This window comes from Paenibacillus sp. FA6 (assembly GCF_051550225.1).
GTDB lineage: Bacteria > Bacillota > Bacilli > Paenibacillales > Paenibacillaceae > Paenibacillus_AQ.
Genome location: NZ_CP188820.1, coordinates 4,478,804 through 4,505,230, shown reverse-complemented (window position 1 = coordinate 4,505,230; position 26,427 = coordinate 4,478,804). Strand labels below are relative to the sequence as shown.

The 26,427-nt window shown below is 42.9% G+C and carries 13 protein-coding genes and 2 pseudogenes; 11 read left to right on the top strand and 4 right to left on the bottom strand.

Annotated features, from left to right (window positions below; all coding sequences use genetic code 11):
• Positions 1–297: 297 nt before the first annotated feature.
• Positions 298–1,461: pseudogene (locus ACP8HI_RS20590) on the bottom strand (right-handed parallel beta-helix repeat-containing protein); the annotation flags it as partial.
• An 84-nt stretch (positions 1,462–1,545) separates the two neighbouring features.
• Positions 1,546–2,160 (bottom strand): annotated as a pseudogene (locus ACP8HI_RS20585) (family 16 glycoside hydrolase); the annotation flags it as partial.
• A 365-nt stretch (positions 2,161–2,525) separates the two neighbouring features.
• Between ACP8HI_RS20585 and ACP8HI_RS20580 the strand changes: the two are divergent.
• The 4 genes from ACP8HI_RS20580 (at position 2,526) to ACP8HI_RS20565 (ending at position 8,295) form a co-directional block, all read left to right on the top strand.
• Positions 2,526–3,326 carry an HAD-IIA family hydrolase gene (locus ACP8HI_RS20580; protein WP_438348026.1) on the top strand — a complete coding sequence of 267 codons (801 nt, stop codon included), beginning with the start codon at positions 2,526–2,528 and terminating at the stop codon, positions 3,324–3,326.
• Between the two features lie 42 nt (positions 3,327–3,368).
• Positions 3,369–4,568, top strand: coding sequence for a sn-glycerol-1-phosphate dehydrogenase (locus tag ACP8HI_RS20575; RefSeq protein WP_438348025.1), 1,200 nt, complete (start codon positions 3,369–3,371; stop codon positions 4,566–4,568).
• 46 nt (positions 4,569–4,614) lie between these two features.
• The gene (locus ACP8HI_RS20570) at positions 4,615–5,793 is read left to right on the top strand and encodes an acyl-CoA dehydrogenase family protein (protein ID WP_438348024.1); all 1,179 of its coding nucleotides are present in this window, start codon (positions 4,615–4,617) and stop codon (positions 5,791–5,793) included.
• A 126-nt stretch (positions 5,794–5,919) separates the two neighbouring features.
• Positions 5,920–8,295 carry an Ig-like domain-containing protein gene (locus tag ACP8HI_RS20565; protein WP_438348023.1) on the top strand — a complete coding sequence of 792 codons (2,376 nt, stop codon included), beginning with the start codon at positions 5,920–5,922 and terminating at the stop codon, positions 8,293–8,295.
• 102 nt (positions 8,296–8,397) lie between these two features.
• On the opposite strand, the gene ACP8HI_RS20560 is transcribed toward ACP8HI_RS20565, so the two are convergent.
• Entirely contained in the window at positions 8,398–10,083 is a 1,686-nt protein-coding gene (locus tag ACP8HI_RS20560; protein WP_438348022.1) for a hypothetical protein, read from the bottom strand.
• An 81-nt stretch (positions 10,084–10,164) separates the two neighbouring features.
• Positions 10,165–11,091: a hypothetical protein gene (locus ACP8HI_RS20555; protein ID WP_438348021.1), complete on the bottom strand. Its 927-nt coding sequence runs from the start codon at positions 11,089–11,091 to the stop codon at positions 10,165–10,167.
• Positions 11,092–11,486: 395 nt separating this feature from the next.
• On the opposite strand from ACP8HI_RS20555, the gene ACP8HI_RS20550 reads away from it, so the two are divergent.
• The 7 genes from ACP8HI_RS20550 to ACP8HI_RS20520 all read left to right on the top strand — a co-directional run bounded on the left by ACP8HI_RS20550 (position 11,487) and on the right by ACP8HI_RS20520 (position 26,248).
• Positions 11,487–13,280: a vWA domain-containing protein gene (locus ACP8HI_RS20550; RefSeq protein WP_438348020.1), complete on the top strand. Its 1,794-nt coding sequence runs from the start codon at positions 11,487–11,489 to the stop codon at positions 13,278–13,280.
• A gap of 56 nt (positions 13,281–13,336) precedes the next feature.
• A complete protein-coding gene (locus ACP8HI_RS20545; protein WP_438348019.1) occupies positions 13,337–16,726 on the top strand; it encodes a tubulin-like doman-containing protein in 3,390 nt (1,129 codons plus the stop codon).
• Between the two features lie 2 nt (positions 16,727–16,728).
• Positions 16,729–19,140, top strand: a complete 2,412-nt coding sequence (locus ACP8HI_RS20540) for a transcription initiation factor TFIID (RefSeq protein WP_438351923.1) — start codon at positions 16,729–16,731, stop codon at positions 19,138–19,140.
• A 39-nt stretch (positions 19,141–19,179) separates the two neighbouring features.
• Positions 19,180–20,457 carry a vWA domain-containing protein gene (locus ACP8HI_RS20535; protein ID WP_438348018.1) on the top strand — a complete coding sequence of 426 codons (1,278 nt, stop codon included), beginning with the start codon at positions 19,180–19,182 and terminating at the stop codon, positions 20,455–20,457.
• A 21-nt stretch (positions 20,458–20,478) separates the two neighbouring features.
• Positions 20,479–21,114 (top strand): beta-mannanase, encoded by a 636-nt coding sequence (locus ACP8HI_RS20530; RefSeq protein ID WP_438348017.1) that lies wholly within the window; start codon positions 20,479–20,481, stop codon positions 21,112–21,114.
• Between the two features lie 695 nt (positions 21,115–21,809).
• The gene (locus ACP8HI_RS20525; RefSeq protein ID WP_438348016.1) at positions 21,810–23,069 is read left to right on the top strand and encodes a TRAFAC clade GTPase domain-containing protein; all 1,260 of its coding nucleotides are present in this window, start codon (positions 21,810–21,812) and stop codon (positions 23,067–23,069) included.
• Positions 23,069–26,248, top strand: a complete 3,180-nt coding sequence (locus tag ACP8HI_RS20520; RefSeq protein WP_438348015.1) for a glycosyltransferase — start codon at positions 23,069–23,071, stop codon at positions 26,246–26,248. The genes ACP8HI_RS20525 and ACP8HI_RS20520 overlap by 1 nt, the downstream gene beginning before the upstream one ends.
• Positions 26,249–26,427: the final 179 nt, after the last annotated feature.

The window sequence follows — 26,427 nt, the reverse complement described above, 5'->3', positions numbered from 1 at the left end:
CCTCCTGAAATAAATGGATAAACAAAAAGCACCTGTAAGAAAGGCATGAATAGGCCTTTCTTACAGGTGCTTCCTGTTTCCGAATTAAAAATACGAACTAATTCCCACAAATATACATGATATCTAATGAGGAGTCAACTAAGCAACATACATCATAAAGAATGATTTATTAAGTAGCTATCCGTCTGTCGAAGAATAGACAATCCTTATCTCATATGCATAACGTAGCGCCCGATGATCGAAAGATTCTCGGCCATGGGATGCTACATCTTTTTAAATGCTAACGGTTATGAGGAACTACCTTGCCCCAATATTAGTACCGTTTGGAGTACCCGCTCCTTTTAAGTCACTACCACTAACGAGACTTAGGAAATTGCCAAGGTTCGGAGAACCATCTGCGTTTCGGGTTACTGTGGGAGTTAGGCTGGCAAAGTCTGCTGAGCTTGCGATGAGCCCCTTTGCGTTTACACTGTTGTTGTTTTTCCACCATACATTTGTGTTCTGCACATCAGTTCCACTAGTCTTGTCGCTCGAAGAACCTACGAAGGATAAGTTATTGGTGAACAAATGGGTTCCAAGATCAAAGGCAAAGTTGCTTTGGCCGTTACTCCAGGAGGTGTTATTCTTCATTTGAATCGTACCGGGATTACTATTGTAAGTGAATCCGTGTTTTTTGTTCTGGTATGCGATGTTGTTCTCGACAATATGATTGACCGCAATTTTCTCTCCGCCGAGCTTAAATCCGTTACCGTCACTATTTGACGTTGATGATCCGTTGGAAGTCTGCCCATTATGATGAGCAATACTATTTCGGATAGTGACAATTCCAATGGCGCCTGTCTCAGTCTTGGAGTATAAATCCCAACCATCGTCAACGTTATAAGCGGCGATACAACCGTCGAATACGTTTCCTGGTCCCACGGTTAGTTTGGCTGCGAAACCATCTGCATCCTCCCCATTATCGGTATCGTAATTATCATGAGAATAAGAGTTGAGAATGAGATTATTACTTGGCCAGTCACTGTATCCAGCTGTGGAAGCATACCGTCCGAGTTGAACCCCCGTATCCCGATTATGGTGTGTCTCTACATTCTCAATTCTATTGTTGTTACCACCAATGTAAATACCATTGTCTCCAGCGCCCATTACCTCAAGACCTTTAACCGTCCAATAATGTCCGAACAGCTGTAGTCCTCTATTCGTTGAAGCAAATGCTTGCGAAGAGAAATCAAGAACGGGTATTTCGCTTCCGTAGGCGACAAGGTTCTTATTGGCATTGGAAGTCCCATTGTTACCCCTTTCTATCGTAACCGTGGATGATAAGCTGTATGTTCCTCCACGCAAGTATATCGTTTTTCCTGCTGCAATTTGGGCAATAGCAGAATTCAATGTGGTTGGACTTGAAATGGTGCCGGGGTTACTTGTTGAGCCATTGGGTGCAACATACAGATCACCCTCTGCCGGTTGGGGATTTGGATCAGGTTCTGGTTCAGGATTAGGATCTGGATCTACGGGTGGGGTTATTCCTCCGTCTGTTACCATGACATTATCGAATTTCGCAACGGTCTTGGCAGATACTAATCCTATAGCACCAGAGGATAGGCTTGAGTCGGTCGCCGTCAATTGGAGTTGGTCATTCACATACATATGGATAGTGTTCCCAACCAATTCGAGCTTTACGTTATACCATACACCAGTAGATAACGTATATGCTTTGGAGATAAGCGTTGATGATGACCCGCCCACCTTCTTACGGATTTCAAGTTGACCCCCATCTTTGTTATAGAGAGAGGCAGCATAATAATTGTTGCCATCCTTATAACGTCCTGCTACATAGGTGCGATTAGTGCCGTTGAAATTATCTATCTTAACATCTGCATTTACAGTGAAGTCGCCCCAAGATTGGCTCCCTGCTGATGTCCGTCCTTCACTTGTACTCGATTGAGAATAGACATAAGAGCCACTATCTTGTATAACTGACCAACTGCCAGTCGTTGGAGCCCAGTCATTAGCATCACCGTCGTTGAAGTTATCGCTAAAAGGTGTAGCGGCGGCTACAGCACCCAACGTGAATAATGGGATAGCAAGGGATAGGCAAAGAGCTGAAAGAGTCGTTTTTAGCCAAATTTTATAGTTCTTCTTTGCGGTGTTCGATTTCATAATGATCTCCTCCTTATTGTTCGGACTGATCTTCACTATGCTTAGAACATGGTTGTGATTTCTCGATCTGAATGAAACTCGCGCCACCTCCTTGATGAAATGTAATCATCCCAACAGATAGCTTGTACGAGAACGAATCATGATGAAAGATGGGGGTTAAGGCAATCTTAGTGAATAAAGGGGATTACAACAATAATCATTTTTACATATATTAAATTTTAATGTATTTAAAATCCAATAAAAATCAGTAAATAGGGTCAAATCTTAATTGAAATTAGTTTCTAGAAATCTCAAAAAATGAACGGAGAAATTAGAATGATATATAATAGAAGATAGGAAGATTGAAAACTGAGGTGGATAACAATATGTTAGAGAATATTGATGGGTACGTGATAGATCTAGATGGAACAGTATATAAAGGCAAGCAGGCTATTGATGGAGCATTGGATACCATTGCTTACTTGAAATCAAAGGGTAAAAGAATAGTATTCTTAAGTAATCGTGGCAATATATCGAGAAAGATGTGCCATGATAAGCTACTTGGAATGGGAATCAAGGTTCAAGAGGAAGAGATTCTGTTAACGTCTACTGTGACAGCTAACTACTTAAGAAACCATGATGAAGGTTGTCGGGCATGGGTTCTGGGAGAGCAAGGATTACGAGATGAGCTGGAGTTGGCAGGGATTAAGCTAGCAGAGAAGCCGGAATCAGCGGATTGGCTAGTGATCACATTGCATGAGACTGTTACGTACAAGGAATTGAATGAGGCCTTTCGGGCTGTACGTCATGGAGCGCGGATCATAGCTACGAATGCGGATAAGACTTTTCCAGGTGATGAAGGAGATTCGATTGATGTTGCGGGAATGATCGGAGCGATAGAGGCTTCGACAGATCAGAAGGTAGAGGTTGTTATTGGCAAGCCTTCAAGTCTAATGGCTGAAGCGGCACTTGAGGCGATTGGACTGCCGGCTGAACGCTGTATGATGATTGGAGATAGTCTGGTATCAGATATAGGACTCGGCAAGAATGCAGGAATGATGACTGCACTCGTATTAACAGGTTCCGTGAATAGAGCAGAAGCAGAAGCTAGTAGTGTAACACCGGATATGATCTGGAGTTCACTAGCTGATGTGATAGATATTTTAGAATTAGAACAAGTTAAGTGATTCCATACTAAATAGAAGAGAGATGATCTTATGACAGATATCATGAGTCGCATTAAACAAGCTGCCCCTGAGCTCGATGAGAGTGCACTGAAAGCTATTGAAATGGATTTGGTCATTGAGAATGAAGCGATTTATAAAGTTGCAGCCTATCTCGAAAAGAAAATAGTTCATAAAGTCATCATTGTTGCTGATGATATCACCTATGAGATCGCAGGGAGAACGCTAGAGGAAACGATTGATCGTGTTGGGATAGCTAATCGGGTTACGATCATTAAGCCTAATTCTCAGGGAGATGTTATCGCGGATGAGGCTTCCATTATCCAGTTGATCATTGATATTCAACAATTCACTCCTGACATCATCATCGCTGCAGGTTCAGGGACCATTCATGATATTTCTCGATATGCCGCCTATACAACCGGTATTCCATTTGTATCCGTACCTACTGCACCTTCCGTAGATGGTTTTAATTCCAAGGGAGCACCGATTATTCTGCGTGGAGAAAAGAAGACCATTCAGGCGATTGGACCCGATGCTATTTTTGCAGATCTTTCGATTCTGACACAAGCACCTAGGGCAATGGTAGCGGCAGGATTTGGGGATATGATCGGAAAGTACACATCATTATTCGACTGGAAGTTTGGAAGTATCGTTGCGGGAGAGCCTTATTCTGTCGCTGTGGCGGATATTACTAGAAATGCGTTACAGTCCTGTGTTGAGCAAGTGGAGCGTATTGCAGAGCGGCAAGAAGACGGTATCCGTACTTTAATTAGCTCATTGATTGAATCAGGTCTAGCCATGCTTTTATTTGGTCAATCCCACTCCGCTTCCGGAGCAGAACATCATTTGTCCCATTATTGGGAGATGGAGTATATTCGTTTGGGTAAAAGACAGCTATTACATGGTGCCAAAGTAGGCGTAGCATGTATCCAAATCTCTAGACTGTATCACCAACTTGCAGCTTCGCCATTTGCGGAGGAGTTCAGTGCAGATGCTACTGATAAAATCCAAGTAGAGCGCATTGCAGCCATCCATGCTCATTGGGAAGAAATTCAACAGGAAGTAGCGAATATTCCTGACGCGGAAGTATTGGCTAGTCTTTTACATCAGGTAGGAGGACCTATCGAACCAACAGAGCTTGGAATAGAACAGGAGCTATTGGACCTTAGTCTCAGAGAGGCGCATCATGTTCGTATGAACCGCTTTACGTTGTTAAGAGCGCGAAATGAGTTGACTAATTAAGTGGTCGCTTGAACGAAAGCTTAATATATGAGGAGGTCACCTATAAATGACACAACAGCAGTCATCAGATTTTTGTATACGTAACGAAAGAGAGGCCGAAATAGCCTTACTTGCGGATCAACTAGCTATAAAGTTCGCAGAGCGTGCACCGAAACATGATAAGGAAGGTTCATTTCCCTTTGATAATTTCAAAGATCTGCGTGATGCGGGGTATTTGAAACTAACGGTACCGAAGAAATATGGTGGGGAGGAATTATCTCTCTATGAAATGTTATTAGCGCAAGAAAGGGTTGCTCGTGGAGATGGTTCAACTGCCTTAGCAGTTGGCTGGCATATGGCGCTTATTCTGAGTCTTCGATTTACGAATCGTTGGTCTGAGGAATTTTTCGCACGTTTCAGTGCGGAAGTGGTTCAAGATGGCGCTGTTATTAACCATTTTGCTAGCGAACAGGCAACAGGGAGTCCGACCCGAGGGGGCAAACCTCAGACTACAGCGGTGAAGGTAGATGGGGGATGGTCCATTAGTGGACGTAAAACGTTTAGTACGCTTAGCCCGATTGTTGAACACTTTACGATCTCAGCAGGGATCGAGGGTAATGATGAGGTAGGGGAGTTTTTTGTTAGGAAAGGACCCGGATTTAGCTTGGAAGAGACTTGGGATACACTAGGTATGCGTGCTACAGGTAGCCATGACGTTATTCTAGATAACGTATTTGTCCCCGACGAAGAAGTGATCAGCTTATCCATGACAGAGAAACAACGACAAATGAAAGATGATGGCGGCGGATCGCTTCTGCATATTCCTGCATGTTATATCGGTATCGCTTATGCTGCTCGCCATTTCGCAGTGGATTTCGCCAAGAACTATAAGCCGAATAGTCTGCCTGGACCGATCGCGGAGCTTCCACGTATTCAGCAACAGATTGGGGAGATGGAGGCTGATCTCATCACGGCACGTACACTGTTATATTCTGTCGCTGATCGTTGGGATCAAGATCCAGATGGACGTATAGCGCTTAAGCCAGATTTGGGTCTGGCTAAATATATCGTAACCAACCATGCCATTCGTATCGTAGATAAAGCCATGCGAATCGTAGGAGCAAGTAGCCTTTCAAGGAATCTACCACTGGAAAGAATGTACCGTGATGTCCGTGCTGGACTACATAACCCTCCGATGGATGATATTGTTCTACAGGTCTTGGCTAAGCGTGCACTTCAAGAATAGGGAATATAAATATCCCGAATTCCTAATGTTTTTGTCTTCTATTGCCGATAGTTAAAGTAACTAAGAAGATTTGAAAAAGAGAACTGGAGGGAAATAACATTGTATATTAGATTTAAAAGGTCCCTAATGATGTCATTAATCCTAATTATAAGCTTGGCTAGTGCGGGGACGTCCTGGGCAGCTGAAACACCGAACTTGATTAAACTTGAAATTTCCAAGAATGAATTATTTCTTGAAATTGGTGGGAAAGAAACACTAACCGTAACAGCCAGTTACGACAATGATACGAAGAAAAATGTGATAATCACGAACTGGGTGAATAAAGACGATACCATTGCAACGATATCTAATGGTACGGTGACAGCTAGAAAGGAAGGTACTACCACCATAACTGGTATTTATGGTGATAAAGAGACTGAAAAAATTGAAGTAAATGTCAGCAAAAAGGTGAAATCTCTAACGAAGAGCGTACAAAGTCTTGAGCTTCGTAAGAATGATAGTAAAAAAATTGAACTAGAAGCGACTTACGTTGACTATGTTGGATCCGAGGTCGTTACGGATAAAGCAAATTGGTCCTCTAGTAATGATGATATCGCTACTGTTATAAATGGTAACGTTAAGGCTCAAAGTGCAGGAGTAGCGACGATTACAGCTTCTTATGGGAACCAGACCGTTACATTAGAAGTAACGGTGGAGAATGTGAAACGACTGGATCTAGGTGTGGATCGGATATCATTATTGATAAAAGATCCAAAGGATCCAAAGGATTCACAGACCGTTACATTGACAGCTACGTATCCTGATGGATCTCAGAGAGATGTGGCTGAAGATGCGAAATGGACAACAAGCAATAAGAATGTCGCAGATGTGATTAAAGGTAAGATTACTGCCTATGGAGCAGGAACGGCAACCATAACAGCTAGTTATGGCGCGGAGACAGTAACCCTCGAGGTTGATGTTGATAAGACACGTAAATTGGTAGTTGATATACAGAATGTATATTTGAGTCTTGTTACTGGGGGTAATGCTTCACAACAGCTCGCTTTAACAGCTGTATATCCTGATAGTCCAGATCTCATTGTTACTAAACTAGCAACATGGACTTCTAGTAATGAGTCCGTTGCTTATGTTAACAAAGAAGGAGTAATCTATGCTGAAGGCGTTGGGTCAGCGACGATTACTGGGAAGTATGGGGATAAGAGTGTGACGGTTCAGGTTGATGTTGACGTTCCGCGCCACCTTGACCTTGAGGATAAAGTGGGAATGAGCGTTGGAGATACTAAGACGCTAGAGCTTCATGCTGCTTACGCTGATATAACGGGTAAAACGAATGTGGCGGACAAGGCTGCATGGAGTTCGAGTGATGCGGCTGTAGTATTTGTATCAAACGGTAAGCTTACAGCATATAAAAAGGGTGAAGCGACGGTTAGCGCCATTTATGGTGGAATAACGGTTACGACTAAGGTCAGCGTCGATATTCCTGTTTCAATATCGCTAGATGCTAAAACTATTGATATCAAGAAAGACATTCCTTATCCAGCTAGTCTTATAGCTGTGCATGATACGAAGGACCCTCTTAAAAATATTGTTCTAACAAGTGAAGCAGAATGGAGCACGAGTGATGAGAAAATTGCTGAAGTAGATAGCGATGGACTAATTACAGGTGTTGCAACAGGAACGGCTACGATTACAGCATTGTATGATAAGACGAAGTACACCATGAAGGTAAACGTGGGATTGGTCAAAGAACTCGAAGCAGATACTCAACTTATGGTACTGAGTGCTGGTGAGAGTAAGAATATCGAACTTACGGCAAAGGATTCATCCGGTAATGGTGAAGTACTTACGGGAGCAGATGTGACTTGGAAGTCAAGCAGTCCATCCGTAGCTGCTGTGAAAGAGGGCAAAGTAACAGGTTACACAAAGGGTAAAGCTACAATTACAGCTGAATATGGTGGTCAGAAAGTGACCGTTTCAGTAGAAGTAGATATGGTTCAAAGTATCGAAGCTTCACATCAATCCGTATCATTGAAAACAGTTAGTGCTAGTTCTAAAGAAGAACAAGTCAACATTATCGTGACATTCAGTGATGGTTCAACCAAGGATGTAACGGATTTGGCAGAATGGAAAACGGGTAGTTATAAAATTGCGACAGTGAACAAAGGAAAAGTAACTGCCGCAGCATATGGTAAAACAAAGGTTACAGCTAAATATGCAGGTAAATCCATAAGTATTCCAGTGGATGTCGACATGTTGAAGTATTTACAGACGGATAAAGTGAGTCTGAAAATGACAGTTGGACAGCAGGCTGATATCATCGCGACAGCGACCTTTACCGACGGAAGCGAAGATAATGTATCTAAGGCAGCGCTATGGACTTCATCGAAGATTTTAGCGGTAAGCGTTAAAGATGGCAAAATCAAAGCTAATGGTAAAGGGAAAGCTACGATCACGGTTAGTTATGGCGGTAAGAAAACAAAAGTGGTTATCGTTGTAGAATAATTTTAAATAAATAGCAAAAGAGTGGGTCTCTGTTTAATACAGAGGACCCACTCTTTTTTTTGAAATATAAGAAAGTATAAGTTCCACTTGATACTCTATCATTTACTCCATGCTCTCCACTTCGAATACCGGAATAGATATTAACTCATCCTGAACATAGATATATTCGTACCTACTGAATATACCCGTTACGGAAATGGAACCTTCATAAAAGTCATAGCTTCCTGTAAGTTTTACGTAGCTATCATCCATGATCGCAAAGGCTTCACTGTATCCAGGTTGGATGATCGTCGTACTGAATTTCACCTTGTCATGCATATATAGAATGAGGTCCTCCACGGAAATGTCAATGAAATCTTGCTGCACGCCAACGAATGAATAGCTATCCCCAGAGCGTTGGTATATAGCAACTTGGCTAGGACCCTCTATTGTATCTGGATTATCCACTAGGAGCTGTCCGTTGTCATCCACTTGATAACCATCCGCATGGATCTGGAACAATGTGACCATTTCGTCTGTCCGTACTTCAATGGCGGTAAATAGCGCATTTCTTGAGGTGGATTCTCCTTGAATAAGAATGACTGGGAATGCCTTCGTACTGAGCGAATCTTCGATGAAGATGTCTTGAATATTCCCATCATGCTGGAAGCTATTATTAGATAGTACTTGAACACTCTCATCCTTATTCATTCTTGCGAAGTAAATCGAATTCTGTTCATCCAACGCAAGTACATATACTGAAGCGCCGAAACGTTTGCTTCCGCTACTTATAGAGGTGAATATGCGTGTTGGGTCACTACTCTGTAGGATACGGATCGGATCATGGATGTTCCATGCTAGCTGTGCTTCTTTTACCTCAAGGGTAGTATCCTTGTAATCGGCAAGTCCTTCGTATATAGCAATGGCGTTCTCAAATTCGTTCTTTGATACGTTGCGCTTTGCCGCTTTCATCCATGTGCTTATTTGTTTCGTAATGTAAGGCTCCACGGAGGACTTAAAGTTGGCAACTTGGACGAAAGCATTGTAGCTCTTTGCATGAGTTGCAAATATAGCATAACTTTCATTCGTAGCATCATTCTCCAAGAAGGTTCTCGCCAGAAGATCGGATTGATCCGTAATCCAGTCTGCTTTAATTTGATGGGCATCATAGAGTTTCAACATAGCTAATGACTCATCTAAAAGAGTTTGGTACTCACCACTCGCGGCTATTTGGGCCATTTTGCGATGATCATATACTTTGAATTTGTCGTAAAGTTGAGTCTTCTTCAGATCTGCATCACCAAAGAATGCGTCAGGGATGGTCAAGAGATTCCATTTGAAGGACTCATTACTATACTTCTTGGTATCAAGATTGTGCTCCATTTGTTGATAGAAGACAGTCTTGAAATGTTGGAAATAGGCTGTGAAGTCATCGGAAACTTCATATTTAGCAGAAATCTGGCGATAATAGGGTGCATACGTGTTACCATCCTTCATATAGAGCCCACGAAATACTTCTAAGTCTCTATACACCGTCATGAGTATCTCGAAATCTCCATCATCGCTAGCACGCTTAGCATTTTTATCAATCTCGCTCAGTTTAGAATTAATCTCACTGATCGGTGCTAGCTCAGTCAGTCGCGAGGAAATATCCGGTTCCTTATACTGTATCGATTTGTTCTTGTGTGCTTTATGATACCATTCTTCAGCTCCAATGAGATCCTTGAGAGCGTACAGTCGATCAGCCTCGGTGACTGCAGATATCTTCTGCTGAATGTAATAAAATTTCACACCAATTAGAATCATCATGCCAACGCAACACAATATTAATAGTTTTCGCAGGGTTATCACCCTTATCTTCGTCATAGTCTTATAGCCTCTTTAACTGTATCATTGAAAGTCAGGGTCCCATTCATACAACTCGCTTCGGATACTTGCCACCTCATTAGCTAAATGACCCCATGAGTGGTCTGGATACTGGCGAATCAATCGGTATAACCGTAAGAAGCGGTCTTTCGAAAGTCCACGGGCATAACGTTGAACGAATTCAGGGTAAGTCTCAACATATTTCTTCAATCGAACGGATGCTCCAACGACATTCGTCAGAATTTCAATGCCATGCTCCATTTCAAGTATATATGGCTCATAGGCAAGAATATACCGGATAGAGCTATTCTGAATCAGATCTCTTTTTATTTTGGCGATTTCACCGATATAAGCTGCTAGATCGCTATCGAATTCATCTATCAGTAAAGGTTCAACCGCTAAATCCATATCCTTCCGAAGGATAAAAGATTGAAGTAATACAACTTGCTGCAGACGAATTTTATCGTTATGAACGAGAGTGCTGATTTCCCTTAACATTTCATAAGTTAGGAGTTCATCTTCTTTTAACGCAGCGACCGCTGTCTTACGATTATTTTTCAAATCTTCAAGAATATGAAGCTGCTCTCGTTCGAATAATTTGTCCAGCTCCAAAGGGATTTCACTAGGAAGCGCCTTCCTCTGTATCACCCAAAGCAGAGCGATCAATAGGATAACAGCTCCAGCGCATAGGATCATTTGCCCAAAGTTCTGACTGAAAAAGATGCCAGTCAAACCAATCAGGAGCGCAATCAGTTGTTCATTTCGCATCGTTCGTTTTACACTGGATGTAGCCTTTTGAGTAACCGGAATAAGTTTAGTTTTGCCACACACACGACATTGTTCTTCCCATAGTGCTGTGAAATGCTGGCAATGGCTACATATTCTCAACTTTTCATAGGCGTAACGCGTCTGTATATAGGGTCTAAAAGTAACAGCTCTCTTCTTAGTCATGCTGTTCCCCCTTATGATTGATTAGGGAAAGTAGCTTTTGATCTAATTCATCGTAAGAAGGCGTGTATTTACGGTGTTTAAAGTATATAACTGATTTAGTAGCAACATAAAGAATCAAAACACTTAAACAAACGTATACAATCATATTGGATTCCTTTCATATGTGGATCTGGGGCATTTCGCCTATATTGATTGAACTTTGATGGGTTTAATTATATCATAATGTCATGGTAATGATAGGAAGTAGTCTGTCAAGAAGCATGATATTATGATAACAGGGAATTTTTTTAGTGGAACTTAAGGGTTTCTTAACAACTACTTAAGATTTATCACCTAGAGTTAAAATAGATGAGAAGTCAGTTCTCACAATGATCTCATGATAAAGGGGTATAACTATGTTTCGAAAAAAACAACTCTCACTCCGTGTACTGATTGTCTTATCGTTATTACTGCTTCCGTACTCTTATAGTATACAGGAAGTGACAGCAGCTCAATCGTCCTCACAGATTGATGCCATGCTCGTTGTAGATGCAAGTAACTCGATGAAGAAGAGTGATCCGGATAAAATTGGTAATGAAGCTATGAAGATGTTTATTGATATGCTATCCGTTCAAGGAGACAAGGTTGGAATTATCTCGTATACGGATAAAATACAGCGAGAGAAGGCATTGCTTGAGATTAAGTCAGCCGCTGATAAGGAAGATTTGAAGCAGTTCATTGACGAGTTAGATCGGGGACCTTATACCGACGTCGCTGTAGGTATTAAGGAGGCCGTAAAAGTATTGCTACAGGGGGCAGACCCCACTCATGAACCGATGATTGTACTACTGGCTGATGGTAACAACGATTTCGATAAGGCTAAGGGTCGAACGGAGCAACAGTCTGCACAGGAATTAGAACAAGCGATTGCCGATGCTAATAAGAGTGGTATTCCGGTATATACGATTGGGCTTAACGCTGATGGGAAACTCAATAAGGATGCTCTAGCCGACATATCGAAGAAAACCGGAGGTAAGCCATTCTCCACCAATACGGCTGATGATCTGCCGCAAATATTAAGTGAAATCTTCGCGAGTCACTTGAAGCTTAAGATTGTACCCGTACAGTCTATGACGGGGAACGGAAGCTTTCAAGATGTCATTATCAATGTGCCCAATAACAATGTATTAGAAGCTAATATTTCTATCATGTCAGCCCAACCGGTTGAGGTCAAATTAACGGATCCTACAGGAGCAAGCAAGACGATTCCTGCGAATGATATTCTATATTCCAAATCAAAGAGCTACTCCTTATTGAAGTTACTAACCCCAATGAATGGCGATTGGAAGCTTCAGGTGAAAGGTGTGGCCAAGGATAAGATCGATATTAATCTCGTCTTCAACTACGATGTTGAGCTTGCTATGGATCCTTTTGCAAGCAATACGTATAAGAAGGGTGATAAGATCGATATCGTCTCTTATTTAACAAGTAATGGGCAAAAGTTACAAAATAGCACACTTTATCAGAATATGAATGCTAAGCTAGTTGTTAAGGACATAGATAGTGGAGATACGAAAGAGATACAGATGACCAACACAGGTGATCGTTTCGAGGGAACGTATCAGGTAGCGGATCAGCATGATTATGAAATCATGGTTATTGCAGAGGATAAGAGCCTTTATCGCGAAACGCCTGCCGTGAAGATTAGTGCCAAGCCTGGCGGAGCTACTCCAAGTAAACCAACAGCAACACCCACACCGGAAGCGGGCAAAGATGAGAAGCCTTTTCCGATCCTAGCGGTCGTAGGTGGTGTCATAGCACTTGCTGCAATCCTTGCGGCAGCTTACTTTATTCTAGCCGCTGTGAAGAAGGCCAACCGTGGATTTGTTGGACAGATGGTTATTGAAATTCGAGATGAGAATACTGGTGAGAAGACATATCCACAATATAAGAAATTGAATGGATTTAAAGGGAAAGTTAATCTGCATCAGTTGCTACAGCTTGCGCCCGAACTGAGAGAAACGGAGAAGATCATCTTCGAACCGAGTAAGAATGACTGGTTGTTGTTGAAGAATGGTTCAACCGTAAACATCGAGAAGTCAGGTCGCGTGATGGATGCCAGCAAAGGACTAGACATTAAAGGCGGCGATCGAATCAGCCTTTCCTTACAGAGCGTAGATAAAACGATCATGATCGAGTACCTGGTGTAACTAGCATAATGCTTACGAAGTAGCTTTACTTCGTAAAGCTTTCAGGAGGAAATTTAATGAAGCCAGTAGTTAGAGAGCATATTCAGCAATTGGATGTTTCGTTAGGTGGAGGGATTGTCAGCGATAAGATCCGAGTAGATACGATTGATAATCCAATCCTTATTATTGGGCTTGGCGGTACAGGTATTGACGCATTGCTGCGCTTGAAATACCAAATTAATCGCAGATTTAAGTTGCCGGAAGATCCATCCTCTAAGCGGAAGCGCGATAAGCCAGACAATGTAGAGTTTCTAGCTTTTGAGACGAATGAACAGGATCGTGGTAAGAAATATAAAGGGATTGGGCTCGATCCGATTAATGAGTTCGTGCTCCTCTCCAATGCGGAGATCGGTGGGTTGTTGCAGAATCGAAGTGTGCTTGAACCGTATATTACCGATTGGTTATCCCCTGAGATGAGTATTACGGACGGTATGAACGGCGCTGCTGGTGTTCGCCAAGCGGGTCGATTACTGTTATTCACTAAGATTAATCAAGTCGTGCAAGCGATCGATAAGAAGATTAAGACACTATCTGTAGGCACGAATAAGAAGCTTATGGTGTTCATGCTTACGGGACTATCAGGGGGTACGGGAAGTGGATGCTTCTTGGATATCGCCTATATCGTACGAGGTATTATTGAGCGCGACCATGGTTCGGCAGGAATTGACCGTGTGAATACACTCGGTTATTTGTTTACACCTGATATCAACTTATCCAACAAGAGCCTGAGCGAACATACCCGTGAATATATTAAAAAGAATGGTTATGCCGCACTCAAAGAACTTGATTATTGGATGAATGTGGATAGTCGTGGTGAACGATTCCAGCAACGTTATGGGAATATTCTGACGGTTAATTCGCCACTACCTCCCTTTAATCTATGTCATCTGATCTCAGCAACGAATACCGAAGGTAAGCTACTTGAGAATGCTTATGACTACTGTATGAACGTGACGGCTGAGAACATTACGAACTTTATGGCAAGTGAAGAGAAGGCATCGGGTGAGGAATTCGCCATTCATGACTATATTAGTAATATTCGTACGAACATTGCACAGATGAATAAGATGTACCCAGCGAACTATGAATACAATATTATTGGTGCATCATCCGCCGTGTTACCGATTGAAGAGATGACGACGTACTTGGCATTTCGATTATTCGGCAAGATGGAAAAAATGTTCGAGAAGGCACCAAGCCAGGACGATGTAGAGACATTTGCTCGCAAGCTGGGTATTGATCTTGAAACGATGATGAAGACCTTTGAATCTCGTGTACCTGAGCCGCTTCCAGGGTATGAGAACAGTGAGCGTCTGAGCTATAGCAATGTTGTGAAGAATCAGGTTGTTAATATGGATACAGAGCTGGAACAGAATTTCTTGGCTCGTGCTCGAGAAGAGTATATTAAAGCCAAGAAGCAGCTGCCAGGAGAGATCGTAGGACAGTTCACCGATCAGATTCGTCGTATATTCTTACATCCTGAACAAGGGCCATTCTATGTTTCACGGTTGATCTATACGGAAAAGGGCTTCAGTCTGCTCAAAATGTTACTCTCGTATATTGAGACACTACGTGAGAACCAACATCGTATTCCAAGAGATATTGAAGCAGCAAGCGAACAAGCCAACGAGAGACTTGGGGATGCCAAGAGTGCATTCGTCTCCAGAGATAAGAAGAAGAATATTTATATCGAAGCTAAGATTAATGAATACTGGCTTAAAGCGGATATAGAACGTACAGAGCAGATGATTGAGTTCTATGAAGATCTATATGAATTGTTGAATGGCGAGAATACCCGCATTTATAACGTATATACAGAAATATTGAACGCATTGAATGCTATTTTTGCTAAGAACGGAGAAATTCTGATTCATGGTGACGAGCAGGCCGATCATAAGGGCAACAAGACGTACTATTGGAACCTCGTGAGTGTGCCGGATATTTCGAAAGTTATTGGTAAAATGATGGAGAGTAAAGATGTCGACGATCTTATTCGCGACTTCACACTGGAACTTCTCAATCATTCAAATCAATGGATTAGAGAGCAAGAAGTGGATATCGTTAGCTCCATTTCGGATTTCCTAGGAGATAAATTCGGTGATTTAATTACACAATCAATGGAAGACTTCTTAATTATGAAATTCGGCAGTGATGAGTCTATTGAGAAGCTTGTTGAGCGTAATATCGCAAGTAAGCTGGATGAGGAAGCGGTACCTGTATTCCATTTGAGTAATAGTTCAGGTAACTTGTATTTCCCTTCTTGGGGGTTTGTGTCCGTCCCTGTTGGGGCTTCGAGCATTCTCAAAGGAATCCGTAATTATCAGAATAATTCCGTTGGGAGATCTCATTTCACGGTTAAAGAGAGCCAAGTGAAGAATCGTATTTTCTGGTTGAACACGAAGAACGGGGTACCCTTATTCGTATACACACCTCTTAAAGTGTATGAGGAAAGCTATGAACGAACCATTCTGGATAAAGAGGGCATTGGGCGCCACTTGGTGCAGACGGAAAGTGAGAACTGGACGTACCTTCCTTCACCAATTCCAGAGAAGTCCTGGGGCGATACTTATATGAATACGCGTGTTCAGTCCTATAACGCTCGTGTGCGGGCTGAATTTGCGAAGGCACTTACGCTGAAGGTTATCGTGGAGAAGGACATCAATCAGAACACAAGCAATCGATTTGCTGTTGTGATGACGAAGCCGTTCGATTTGTCTGAATACCTTCGCGGATACGATATGCAACTAGATTCAGCTAAACCGAATCTTGGGGAAGTGAAGCGTGTATTGAACGAGTTGAGACACCTCCTCTCACACGGACTTGAGAAAGTGTCTAGCAAAGATATCTTCGGTAGTATTTCCGAAGATTTGGCGAATGAAAACTTGATTCGTTCACCTGAACTGATTCAACGTGTTCGGGAGGAACTGGCTAAGTATGACATGATTAGCGCAAAGGCTGTTGAACTCGAACAATTGATGAGCCAACACCAGGACGATGAGAAGTGGCTTGATCAATTCATTGAAGCTCTATACACGGACACGATCACGAAGAAAGGTGCGCTCTATGTTTATGACCGCGACCCAGAGGAAGAAGCATGGGAACCTTTTGCTAATCTGATGAAGAGTCAGAATTATGTCGAGTCTGAGGTGTTCGAGCATTTCCGCAGACTGGATGAGAAGAGCAAGAGCACATTGCTACGTAAAGCAGCACGTCGTGGTACGGAGCTTACCGCATCTGAAGATATTTCATCATTGGTAACAAAATTAGATGAGTTGTATGAATTGTTTCTTAATGGTCGGGATCAGTTGGAATATGAGAAGATTGAACTGGCGAATGGAGAAGAAGTGTATCAATTCTACAAGCAGATGCTATCTAAATTAAACGATATTCGTAGAAAGTTGAAATAATGATGAAGGAAATGCTAGAAAAGTTCGCTACGGAGTATGCGATCGCCGAAGAGAAGATGAACGGAAAAGAAGATGATCAGAGCAGCATTCATTATCCGGCGGTGTTCGTGTTTATCGGAGATAAGGTGTCAGAGGCGATTGAACCGATCATGGAAATTCATGATAAGAAGTGGGATAACAGCGCGGGTGTCATGTACATTCATATTGCATCCCAATCTCAAGCTAGCTCTGACTCGCAATCGAGCACAGGAGCTAACGTGGAGGATAAGACTACTCATCCTCGACTTCTACGGTACGAACTACCCGGTCCTGCAGAACCAACATCAAGTGGTGCCAAAAGCTTGCGTAAAGATTTGTATGCAAGGTTCTATGAGAATGACCAGCATTTAATTGAGCTGAATCGGACTCTGAGAAAGGTAAGCCATAACATATCGGATTTCGGTCGAATATATTCCTCATTCGATCGGATCCATCTTTCTTTCATTACGCGGGTCGATGACCCGCTTAATGTGTTCTTACCGGAATTATCACTCTTATCTAAATCCATCTTCAGTCAGTCCTTTAAGTCTGTACAGATGGATTTATACGGGTTGATTAGTGAGAAAGAGGTTGAATCCTTTGGTTATAGTCATTCTGTAGGCGTAGCTTTTCTTCGTGAGCTGGAGCATATGCAGCAGAGTGATTATACTTTCTCGGCGAAACTACATGTCACAGAGGATGGTCTATCCATTCCTGTGACACATTCACCAGCCCCACTATTTGAGCTTGTGTATTTACTTTCGGACAAGAATGAACGAGGGATTTCATCATTCGATGATATGCAGGATAACTACGAGATTATTTGTCACGTCAATCTGTTGAAGAACCGTAAGCAGAAGGATGCGGAGCATCAATCGAGTAACCGTAACTATAACAATATGTCTTTTAAAAGTAATATTAAATCGGATTCAGGTCGGGAAGGGTTCGTATCTGCTGGCTTCTCGAAAGTGAAACGCCCCAATCAGTCGATTGCGCTAACGGTACTGTACCACTTCTATAATCAGATGGTTATTCGCATGAAGAATGGCGTACAGTTGAATAGCAAAGAGAAGCTAGCTTTCTTCGGTATCGATACACAAGCTATATCCAATCGGGTGAAATCAACGATGCCCGACGAGGGCAAGATTGATGAGATGACAGGCATTATGACGCATAAGATGAGTTATCATTCATTGAAACGGTTGTCACTTCGGGAAGCAGAGCATGCGCTTTATGGTGAGGGATGCGAGATTTATTTTCGAGATAATTATATTAGGGAAATTCAAGCACGCTTAGATCATATTCAGATAGGTGATGAGTTATCTCTAGCGGTTAAGAAGCAAATGCTTGATTATCCACAGATTGGATTCTATCAAGTAGCAGCGTGGAGCGATGAGTTAGGGCAATCAGGAAGTGTGCTAGAAGATATACGTGGTACCATTCGACAAACGGCGAAGGAATTAGAATCAGCCAAGTTCGAGCTTGAGCAATGTTACCAAAGTGTTGTGGATGAACAATCTTTCTCGCGTCTGCCTATGATGGATAAGCATAATTTGCGTAGCTTCATTCGATATTTGGTAGATACAGTGTATCGGAGAAAACTTCATATTCTGCAGCTTGAATCAGAACTTAAGCTTCATCAACGGGTTGAGGATGAACTGAGTCGAATGCATCAGCATTATAAGCGACAAGTGGAGCAGATGGAACGATTAGAGGGAACTCTACGTGTAGCGGCATTGGATAGTATCCGTACAGCAGACGATTATATCGGACAGAACATTCTAGAATATTATGAAGTAGTGACTGAGGGTATTGTGCGTGATATTGAGGCGAAGCGGGGTACGGCAGTCTTTTTCGAAGATCGGTATTTAGGTAGCGTGACACAGCTTTTAGAGGCTGGAATGGACCAATTGGTAGCGAAACTCATTCATATCTGTCGCAACAATATACTTACAGCAGAGCCATTTGCTCAGACGTTTGAAGAAGAAATACTACGTCGTGCGAATGTGACTATCGATTATAGTAATAAACAAGTATTATCTAAGGATGATTTATTCAAGAAGTTGTATCACACATTGGAAGATCACGCGGCAATTAATTTACGGTTGTTGGATTACACGCAGGAGCATCGTTACGAGGAGAAGTACTTCTTCGGGGATTCAGAGAGTGAATTTATTCGCTATTCCCTCGATGCTGATGAGACATCACGGATCTACAAATTGGGTTATGTTCATGAGAATCGGAGCAGCGGTGTGGAGAAGTTGAACTTAATGGGTGGTTTCCACATCGAAGATTTAATGTATTATCGCAATGGTAAAATGTACTATGAAACCTACCTGCAGAATGGGTACGAGTTCCATGGCCTAGATCCTAGCGTGCTTCCAGAACTTCAATAAGTGATGTGAATTCCCATTGTGGAAAGGGTGCTTGTAAAAATGCAACGAAAAGTAAGCATGCTCATGCTATTATTTAGCCTGATCGGTGGAGCAATTGGTTTTGTAGCCGGAGAAATTATATTGGGCAACTTAGAGGGAGAACTACCAAGGATTGTCGTTGTAGGTTTATATTGTGGGCTACTAGCCTTCTTTATCGGTCTGTTCTGTCTCATTGCGGAGATGATTAATCCTCGTTTGAGTGGACCCTCTTGGAGACAACGGTATGTAGGTTCTTCATGGAAGTTGCTTGTGCCTGCTACGTTAATTATGCTATTCACATTGGGCCTTTTACTTGAATTCGTATACGGACTGAATATAGGACGCGTGAAGCCAGTTAAAGATATCGTGCTCGTGATCGACAATTCGGGTAGTATGCTTGAGACGGATCCGAATGATGGACGTTATGAGGCTGCTAAGAGTCTTATTGACATCATGGATAATGATAAGCGCGTAGCCGTGATTGAATTCACTCATGAAGCTAGACTGATTCAACCTTTCGTCTCGGTGAAAGACGCTGCGGTGAAACAAGAGGTGTATGCTAAGATAGATAAACTTACTGCCACAGATGGTGGAACAGAAATTGCCTTGGCACTTCAGGAAGCGATGCAACATATTAAGGATCAGACACAAGCTAAACGAGGAACGATGGTTATTCTGCTATCCGACGGGTTCAGTGAGATGGATGTGAACACGGCGTTAGCTGACTATGTACAGCAAGAGATTGTTATTAATACGGTCGGTATGAGTGTTAGCAATTCAGAGGGTGCTGTATTGCTACAGGAAATTGCCAATCGAACGAATGGACAGTATACCGACGTAGATAATGTAGATGATCTGTCCTTCGTATTTCGACATATATATGACAGAATCGGTGATCGTACACTTCTGACAGAGCGAACAGGTCCGACGCAGGATAGCAGTTATTATATGGCTCTACGCATTATTTCATTTATTCTCATTGGAACAGCGATAGGATTATCACTTGGCCTCATATTCGATAACCGTCATCTTGCCAAGAGTTTCGGCATTGGAGGTAGTGTTGGAGGATTGATCGCGGGGTTCGTGCTGGAATTCGGATTGTCAGGACAATCGCCGGAAGATAGTATGATCCGTCTGTTGGCTTGTCTTATCCTGGCAGGCATTATGGCGATCTTTACATGGATCGTGCCGATCAAGGAGAATGGTCTATTGCAAGAAGGTAGACAAAGACCGGGGCATGCAGGTGTCATCGCAGATGGTTCCCATAATCGGAACAAGAACAGTAGTAAGGGATTCTAGTCTTATGGAGGTGAGTGAGAGTTGCAATATTTACATGCGGACTCATCTACTCCAGTCATTCGTGAGTTGGTGCATCAAGTGGATGAAGATCGCTGTATCCTACGCTGGTTGTGGCCAGATGGGATTCAAGCGGTCTACATACACCGAGTAGCATCAGATCAAGAGGTACTGGAGCAGCCAGCAATAGATAGCCTGAAGCTTTACACGCGAGATGAGTATAAAGCTAATAATGGGTATCATGAACGGGCTCAAGGTATTGGTGGATGGGTGTATACGGTGTTTGCTTGTTGGCTCGATAACGATGAGTCGGTTCTCATTCTCCAAGAGGATGGACAGAACCGTAAGGTAGTCAGTACGGGCAGAGCGCGGATTATATATTCCATTAAGCAGAAACAACGTTTATTTCAAAAATATAAAACGATCCAAATGAGGGTGACAACAGAAGTCCCCATTTCCAAAGACGTAATATGCTACGTTAAGAAACAAGGAAGCTACCCATCCAATAAATCAGATGGTACCGTCTATCCATTCGTGCAGCATTTCAACCCGGGTAGAAACGTCCTGCCGGAGATTGAGGTAGGAAAGAACGACTTCATCCGGCTATTCTTTACCGACGGCCCCAAATACGGCCAGCTGTACGAGTTAATGCCGGAGTAACCTGATCGCCCCGGTGGGATCTGATTTTTTAACTTTTAAGAACGTATATAATTCCGAAGGAGTAGTAGCGTATCTCTTCTCAAATGTGAGCCGTTCCACCGTCTGCTTTCGTAGTTGCAGAAATTGCAGTTAATTAGTGGGTAAAGGCGTGATAGAGTGAAATAGCTGCAGAAGCTACATCTAAAAATGGGGAAACGGCGAAAAGTAGAGGTTTGAGAGTAATTAGATGTATGTTCTGCATTTAAAATAGCCAGTGGATGGATAGGCCGGAATTTAGATGTACTTTTTACAACTAAACAAGGAATACCGCCTTGGATAGCAAGCATAGGGTCTCTTCCGCTTCCCCAGCCATTTACCGTAGGAACCTTTTTGTAAAAGGACGGCGTAGCCGTTTCTGTTTAGATATTGACGACGTAAGTTTTGAGAAAGAGTGTTTGCTGAGAATAATGGCTAGAGTAGGAAAGATAGCGAAGAGAACGGAATTGTACTGTAGAAGCGAAGTGATCGCCTACAAGTTTTCCGTAGGAAAACTACTTCGGAAGCATATGCTTTGACATCGGATTTCTACCGTTAAAGGGTTTATACAATCAGGAAATCCGAGGTCAACAGCGATCGTAAGTACAATCCGTTATCGTAGCGGCTACCCTACACCACTGTTCTTAAGCAGCTTTCAGTAAATCTTTAAGGAGGATACTATGGCCATTTTCGATATGTTCAAAAAGAAACCACAGGCAGCACCCAAGCCTTTATTCTATGATATTGTGTGTCCGTTTTGTTTCGAGAAATTCACGCCTGCTGAGGTCGTGTTTCGCGCGGCCCACCATCGTGAAGATGATGAGAACTACGCATTGGGTGAAGATGATGAGCTGAATAGATACCGTGAGCGCTTCGGACTAGATTCGGTTGATGATATAGAAGCCATTATCCATCCCAATGATATTCCAGAAGAACATCGGGTCTATTCAGATCATGTGCTCATTGGACTGAATGATCGCTATGGTGTACTTACCCGTAGAAGACTGTGCCCGAAGTGTCATAATGAGCTACCGGTTACTTCAGGTAAAGTGCCGAGCAATATTATCTCCATCGTTGGTGCATCTCAAGTAGGGAAGTCGGTGTATATGACATCTCTAATCCATACGCTACAAAATACGACAGCAGATAATTTCGATGCAGCTTGTATGCCACTGAATGCGGAGATTAGTCGAAAGTTCCGCACATTATACGAAGAACCGCTATTTGAACGGGGAGATCTGCTAGCTTCGACACAAAAGGAGAAAATGCAAGAACCGTTTATTTTTCAATTTGTATTTAAAGATGAATCGAAGCCGCCACTTACACTCGTGTTCTTTGATGTAGCGGGTGAAGGTATGGTTGATCAGGATTATCTAGGGCTTCATGGCCAGCATATTAAGAATTCATCAGGTATTCTATTCATGGTTGATCCACTGCAGATTCGCTCGATTCGTGAGAAGATTCGTATTAAATTTGGCGATTCCGAAGGCGGATGGGTGTCACAATATGATGAACCGCGCGATGTCGTCTTGACGATGTTCGGTGATTTTATTGCCTATGAAGAGAAGGGCAAAACAGATATTCCGACAGCGGTAGTTCTGACGAAGAGCGATATGCTCCATTCGTTGAAGGATGAAGATGGCGAGTATATTAAGTCGAATAGTAATGTTTTTAATAATATGGTGCATCGTGATTGGCTTAACTTGACGGAATTCGAGAACATCGACGGGGAAATTCGACGGTTTATTGAGAAGGTGGATCGACCGTTCAAGGGAACGATGGATGTGTATTTCTCCAATACAGCCTATTTCGCGGTGTCGGCACTGGGGAGCAATCCGGTTAATCAGAAACTTCAAGGTGTCGCTAGTCCCATTCGGGTGGATGAACCGTTCATTTGGCTACTCTATCAATTAATGTACATTGAGGGGAGAGAGGAATAGTGGAGAACACAACTCCCCAACTTATTCAGCAACAGCTATACACACGCGAGCGGCGCGGGATTTTTCGATCAACGGAAGGGTTTGATACGATCGCAAGATCGAAGGGGCTAGACCATTCTTTTATCAAAAAAATGCTCCATCCTTTCTGCTTCTACGATGCCCCAGCTGAATTGTCCGCACGTGGGGAGAAGGATACGGCTATGTATCCCGAAGCCTTGCATCTCTATCATACGGATAACGATCAGACGATTATTGGACGTAGTGTATATCAATCGGCAGATTTTACGGGGCTTCGAAGTGCCTTTTTTACACATAATTATGTCATTCCTAGCGAGCGTTCAGAAGAGGTTGTTGCGAACTATGCTTCATGGCTTCATGCTGATTTCGTCGATACCTATGATATTGAACAAGGCTTGGATCTACCAGAACTGAATTCGTTACCTATTGGAGTTGGTATCAATTCTAGTAGAACGAATACGGCTACTCTCCTAGCAAGCCTGAATATGGATGAGAAGATGTTCAAGCAACTGTTATTTGCCGTGATGACGGCAGTGACGAGCAAGAAAAAGGTGTATATTTCCCTAGATGTACCTGCGGAACAGATATCGATGGTTGCTAAGCAACTACTTGAAGTACTGTACGGTAGTTTGCCGTATGCTTTTCGCAAAGCGCTTGGATTCTTGACGTATTCGAAAGAGCCTCAGAGTAAAAAAGGGATTCATGTTATGTTCGTAGAGAGAGCTAGTCTGCGTCCAGGGGATCGGAATGTCGAGAAGGACTTTACCTTTGATCTGGTAGCCAAGCGTGTCACGAATGTAGATGTGGACCTCTCGAAACCGTCTTATTTCGATTTCGCATGGAGTAATCTTGATCGTCCAGAGCGTGCAGAGAGCTTCTACCAGTTCGCTGAAGTGATGTTAGCGGATATGGATCATATACGGAAGACGTCTATTTCAAGCTACCATGAGCTGGCGGTATTTTTTCAGATAGAGGAAGGCAACGATGTACTGTTTGAAGACAATAAAAGCACGCTGCTGCGTGGGTTGTTGGATTACTTATCACTTCCAGGTGCGATGTTGAGCAAAGTGCGGTTGAATGATATTTTTCTCGCTCGGTTTGACCAGGAATTTGATCTCATTAAGCAGGGACAGGTGCCAGATCTGGCTATCGTGGAAGCATTCAAGGACTACTATCGTATTTGTGGTAAGAATAATGAAGGCAAAATCGTTACATATCTTATGGTTGCTATTAGTCATGCCTCATCTACGAAACGTAAAGAGGTTGTTACTTCTTTCTATAAGGTGATCGAGAGTAATCCCGAACTTAGTAAAGCATTCTTCGATATGGTATTGAGTAGTGGCTTCTCTAAAGCATTGTTCGAACCTTATATTCTAGAAAAGTTCACTCAAGCGCCGAAAGCCAAGGACGTTATGCAACTGGTTGGGATATGGGGTAAACATCATCCTATCGTGACTCGAGATGTGTATTTCGTTGAACAGGCGAAGTCGCAGTTGTTCGCGAAGCTCCGTAAGGAGTCTGAACCGGTAACTGCTGTGAATGCACTATTGGAGCAACAGCGTAAGCTTGAGAAGGATTGGGAGCAACAACGGCAAGGACAAGGTGCGGTAATAGCTGACTTTACATTAATGGACCAGCTCGCTTATGCAGCGAATCTATTCTTGTTAACAGAACTAGACTTAGATAGATTAACGAAAGATCAACTTTTGAAAATAAAATTTCTGAAAGAACGAAGCGAAGTGAAGACGTGGGCAGCTAAGTTCGATACTCGAATTAGGTCACAGGCAGCGGTGATGTTGGCTGTGTATGCTTGGTTTAGTGACGATCAACCTGATCAGAGTCTATTCGATGGTCTGAGCCCGATGGAGCTGGATCGTGTACAGCAGTTGGGTTGTCAGTGGTTGCAGGATCAGATTATACCTGAGCAATTTGGTCGGTTGGCGTTGGCTTTTTATCAAAGTGGACAAGCTGGTGTCAATTATTCGGGGTTACTGAATTTCATACGAAGACATGGTAAGGATCAGGAAGTTGTCTATCAATTCATTCAATGGTCAGCATCTCAGCGAATGTTCGTGGGAGATCGGGGGCTTATTCCGGCGTATGCTTCAGCGATTATTTCTTATTTTAAAAATATGGATCGAGACGCCTTTAAGAAGAAAGATTTGGTGAAGAAATACTTCGCATCACCGAGTCCGAAGCTTAAACCTGTATATGCGAAAGTGGAGATAGAGTTATCTACGCCATTCGTCAAATTTCTGCGTCGTAATCGTAGACAATTGGCCATCCTTTCGATGTTTGTGGGAGTGATGCTCATTGTTCTGATTGGAGGATTCTATGGGCTCAAGGCAACGGGTATTTTTGATAAGAAACCAGAGGTTGTCCTGAATCCAACGCCACCAGCGGTTGTGGATCCTTCGCCCGAGGTTACTCCGGATGTAGTGGTATATGCGGAACAAGCGGAAGCCATAGATGGTAAAGTTGGGGAAGCACAGCTAGTCTTTCTATTTAAGGATGCTGGCACTTGTGTAGCCTTTGACGCGAGTAGTATGACGCTGGAATTAGCAGATGGAACGGATCCCAAGATCCTGTCTGAGTTGAAACCCGATGTGAAGTGTGAAGCTGTGGTTGAGCCAAATGCTAATGCTGATGCTGAGAATAAGGACAAGACGAATACTAGCGATGTACCTGCTGCAGGAACGGAAACACCTATTAAGGATGCTAGTGGAAGTAAGGATTCTGAGAATGTGAGTGGGGATTCCGGGGAAGCAATGAAGGATTCTGGCATTGTAGGTAAGGATTCTGAGAATGCGGGTAAGATACCTGAGGATGAGACACTTGACGGTAAGACGACACCTGAAGATAAGGGCCAAGAGCCTGGAACAGTAGGGAAAGGCGAGGGTGTGGCCGGAGCGGATACTGGAGCTGGAACGGGGAATGCAACTGGGAAGGAAACAGGGGCAGGAACTGGACCGGGAGATGTAGGGGAATCGGGAGCAGGATTAGGGACTGAGGAGCAGAAGCCTACTCCTCCTATAAACCTGGCGGATTACAAGAGCTCTGTTACTGTGAAACTACCTAAAGTTACTATGGAGATGTTGGTTGGTAGCAGCATTAAGGTCGGTACAGAAACTTTCGAATTGAGCGAGAAGCCTAAGTTGTAAAAAAACATTAGGTCAAGTGCAGAGATTGTAGAATTGTGCGCACAGGCTCCTCATCGTCACACCTCTAAATGCGAGTTCAAAAAGTCGGATTTTCAGCATCGAGAAGATTGGATGAAGGTAGGGAGTGAGGAGCGTAGCGTAGGCAGTATCTACGTGAGCACCGGAAGGACCGGCTGAAT

What these genes read in the sequence shown, in the direction of transcription:
- ACP8HI_RS20580 (WP_438348026.1), top strand. Translation starts at nt 2,526, where the DNA reads ATGTTAGAGAATATTGATGGGTACGTGATAGATCTAGATGGAACAGTA.
- ACP8HI_RS20575 (WP_438348025.1), top strand. Translation starts at nt 3,369, where the DNA reads ATGAGTCGCATTAAACAAGCTGCCCCTGAGCTCGATGAGAGTGCACTG.
- ACP8HI_RS20570 (WP_438348024.1), top strand. Translation starts at nt 4,615, where the DNA reads ATGACACAACAGCAGTCATCAGATTTTTGTATACGTAACGAAAGAGAG.
- ACP8HI_RS20565 (WP_438348023.1), top strand. Translation starts at nt 5,920, where the DNA reads ATGATGTCATTAATCCTAATTATAAGCTTGGCTAGTGCGGGGACGTCC.
- ACP8HI_RS20560 (WP_438348022.1), bottom strand. Translation starts at nt 10,083, where the DNA reads ATGATGATTCTAATTGGTGTGAAATTTTATTACATTCAGCAGAAGATA.
- ACP8HI_RS20555 (WP_438348021.1), bottom strand. Translation starts at nt 11,091, where the DNA reads ATGACTAAGAAGAGAGCTGTTACTTTTAGACCCTATATACAGACGCGT.
- ACP8HI_RS20550 (WP_438348020.1), top strand. Translation starts at nt 11,487, where the DNA reads ATGTTTCGAAAAAAACAACTCTCACTCCGTGTACTGATTGTCTTATCG.
- ACP8HI_RS20545 (WP_438348019.1), top strand. Translation starts at nt 13,337, where the DNA reads ATGAAGCCAGTAGTTAGAGAGCATATTCAGCAATTGGATGTTTCGTTA.
- ACP8HI_RS20540 (WP_438351923.1), top strand. Translation starts at nt 16,729, where the DNA reads ATGAAGGAAATGCTAGAAAAGTTCGCTACGGAGTATGCGATCGCCGAA.
- ACP8HI_RS20535 (WP_438348018.1), top strand. Translation starts at nt 19,180, where the DNA reads ATGCAACGAAAAGTAAGCATGCTCATGCTATTATTTAGCCTGATCGGT.
- ACP8HI_RS20525 (WP_438348016.1), top strand. Translation starts at nt 21,810, where the DNA reads ATGGCCATTTTCGATATGTTCAAAAAGAAACCACAGGCAGCACCCAAG.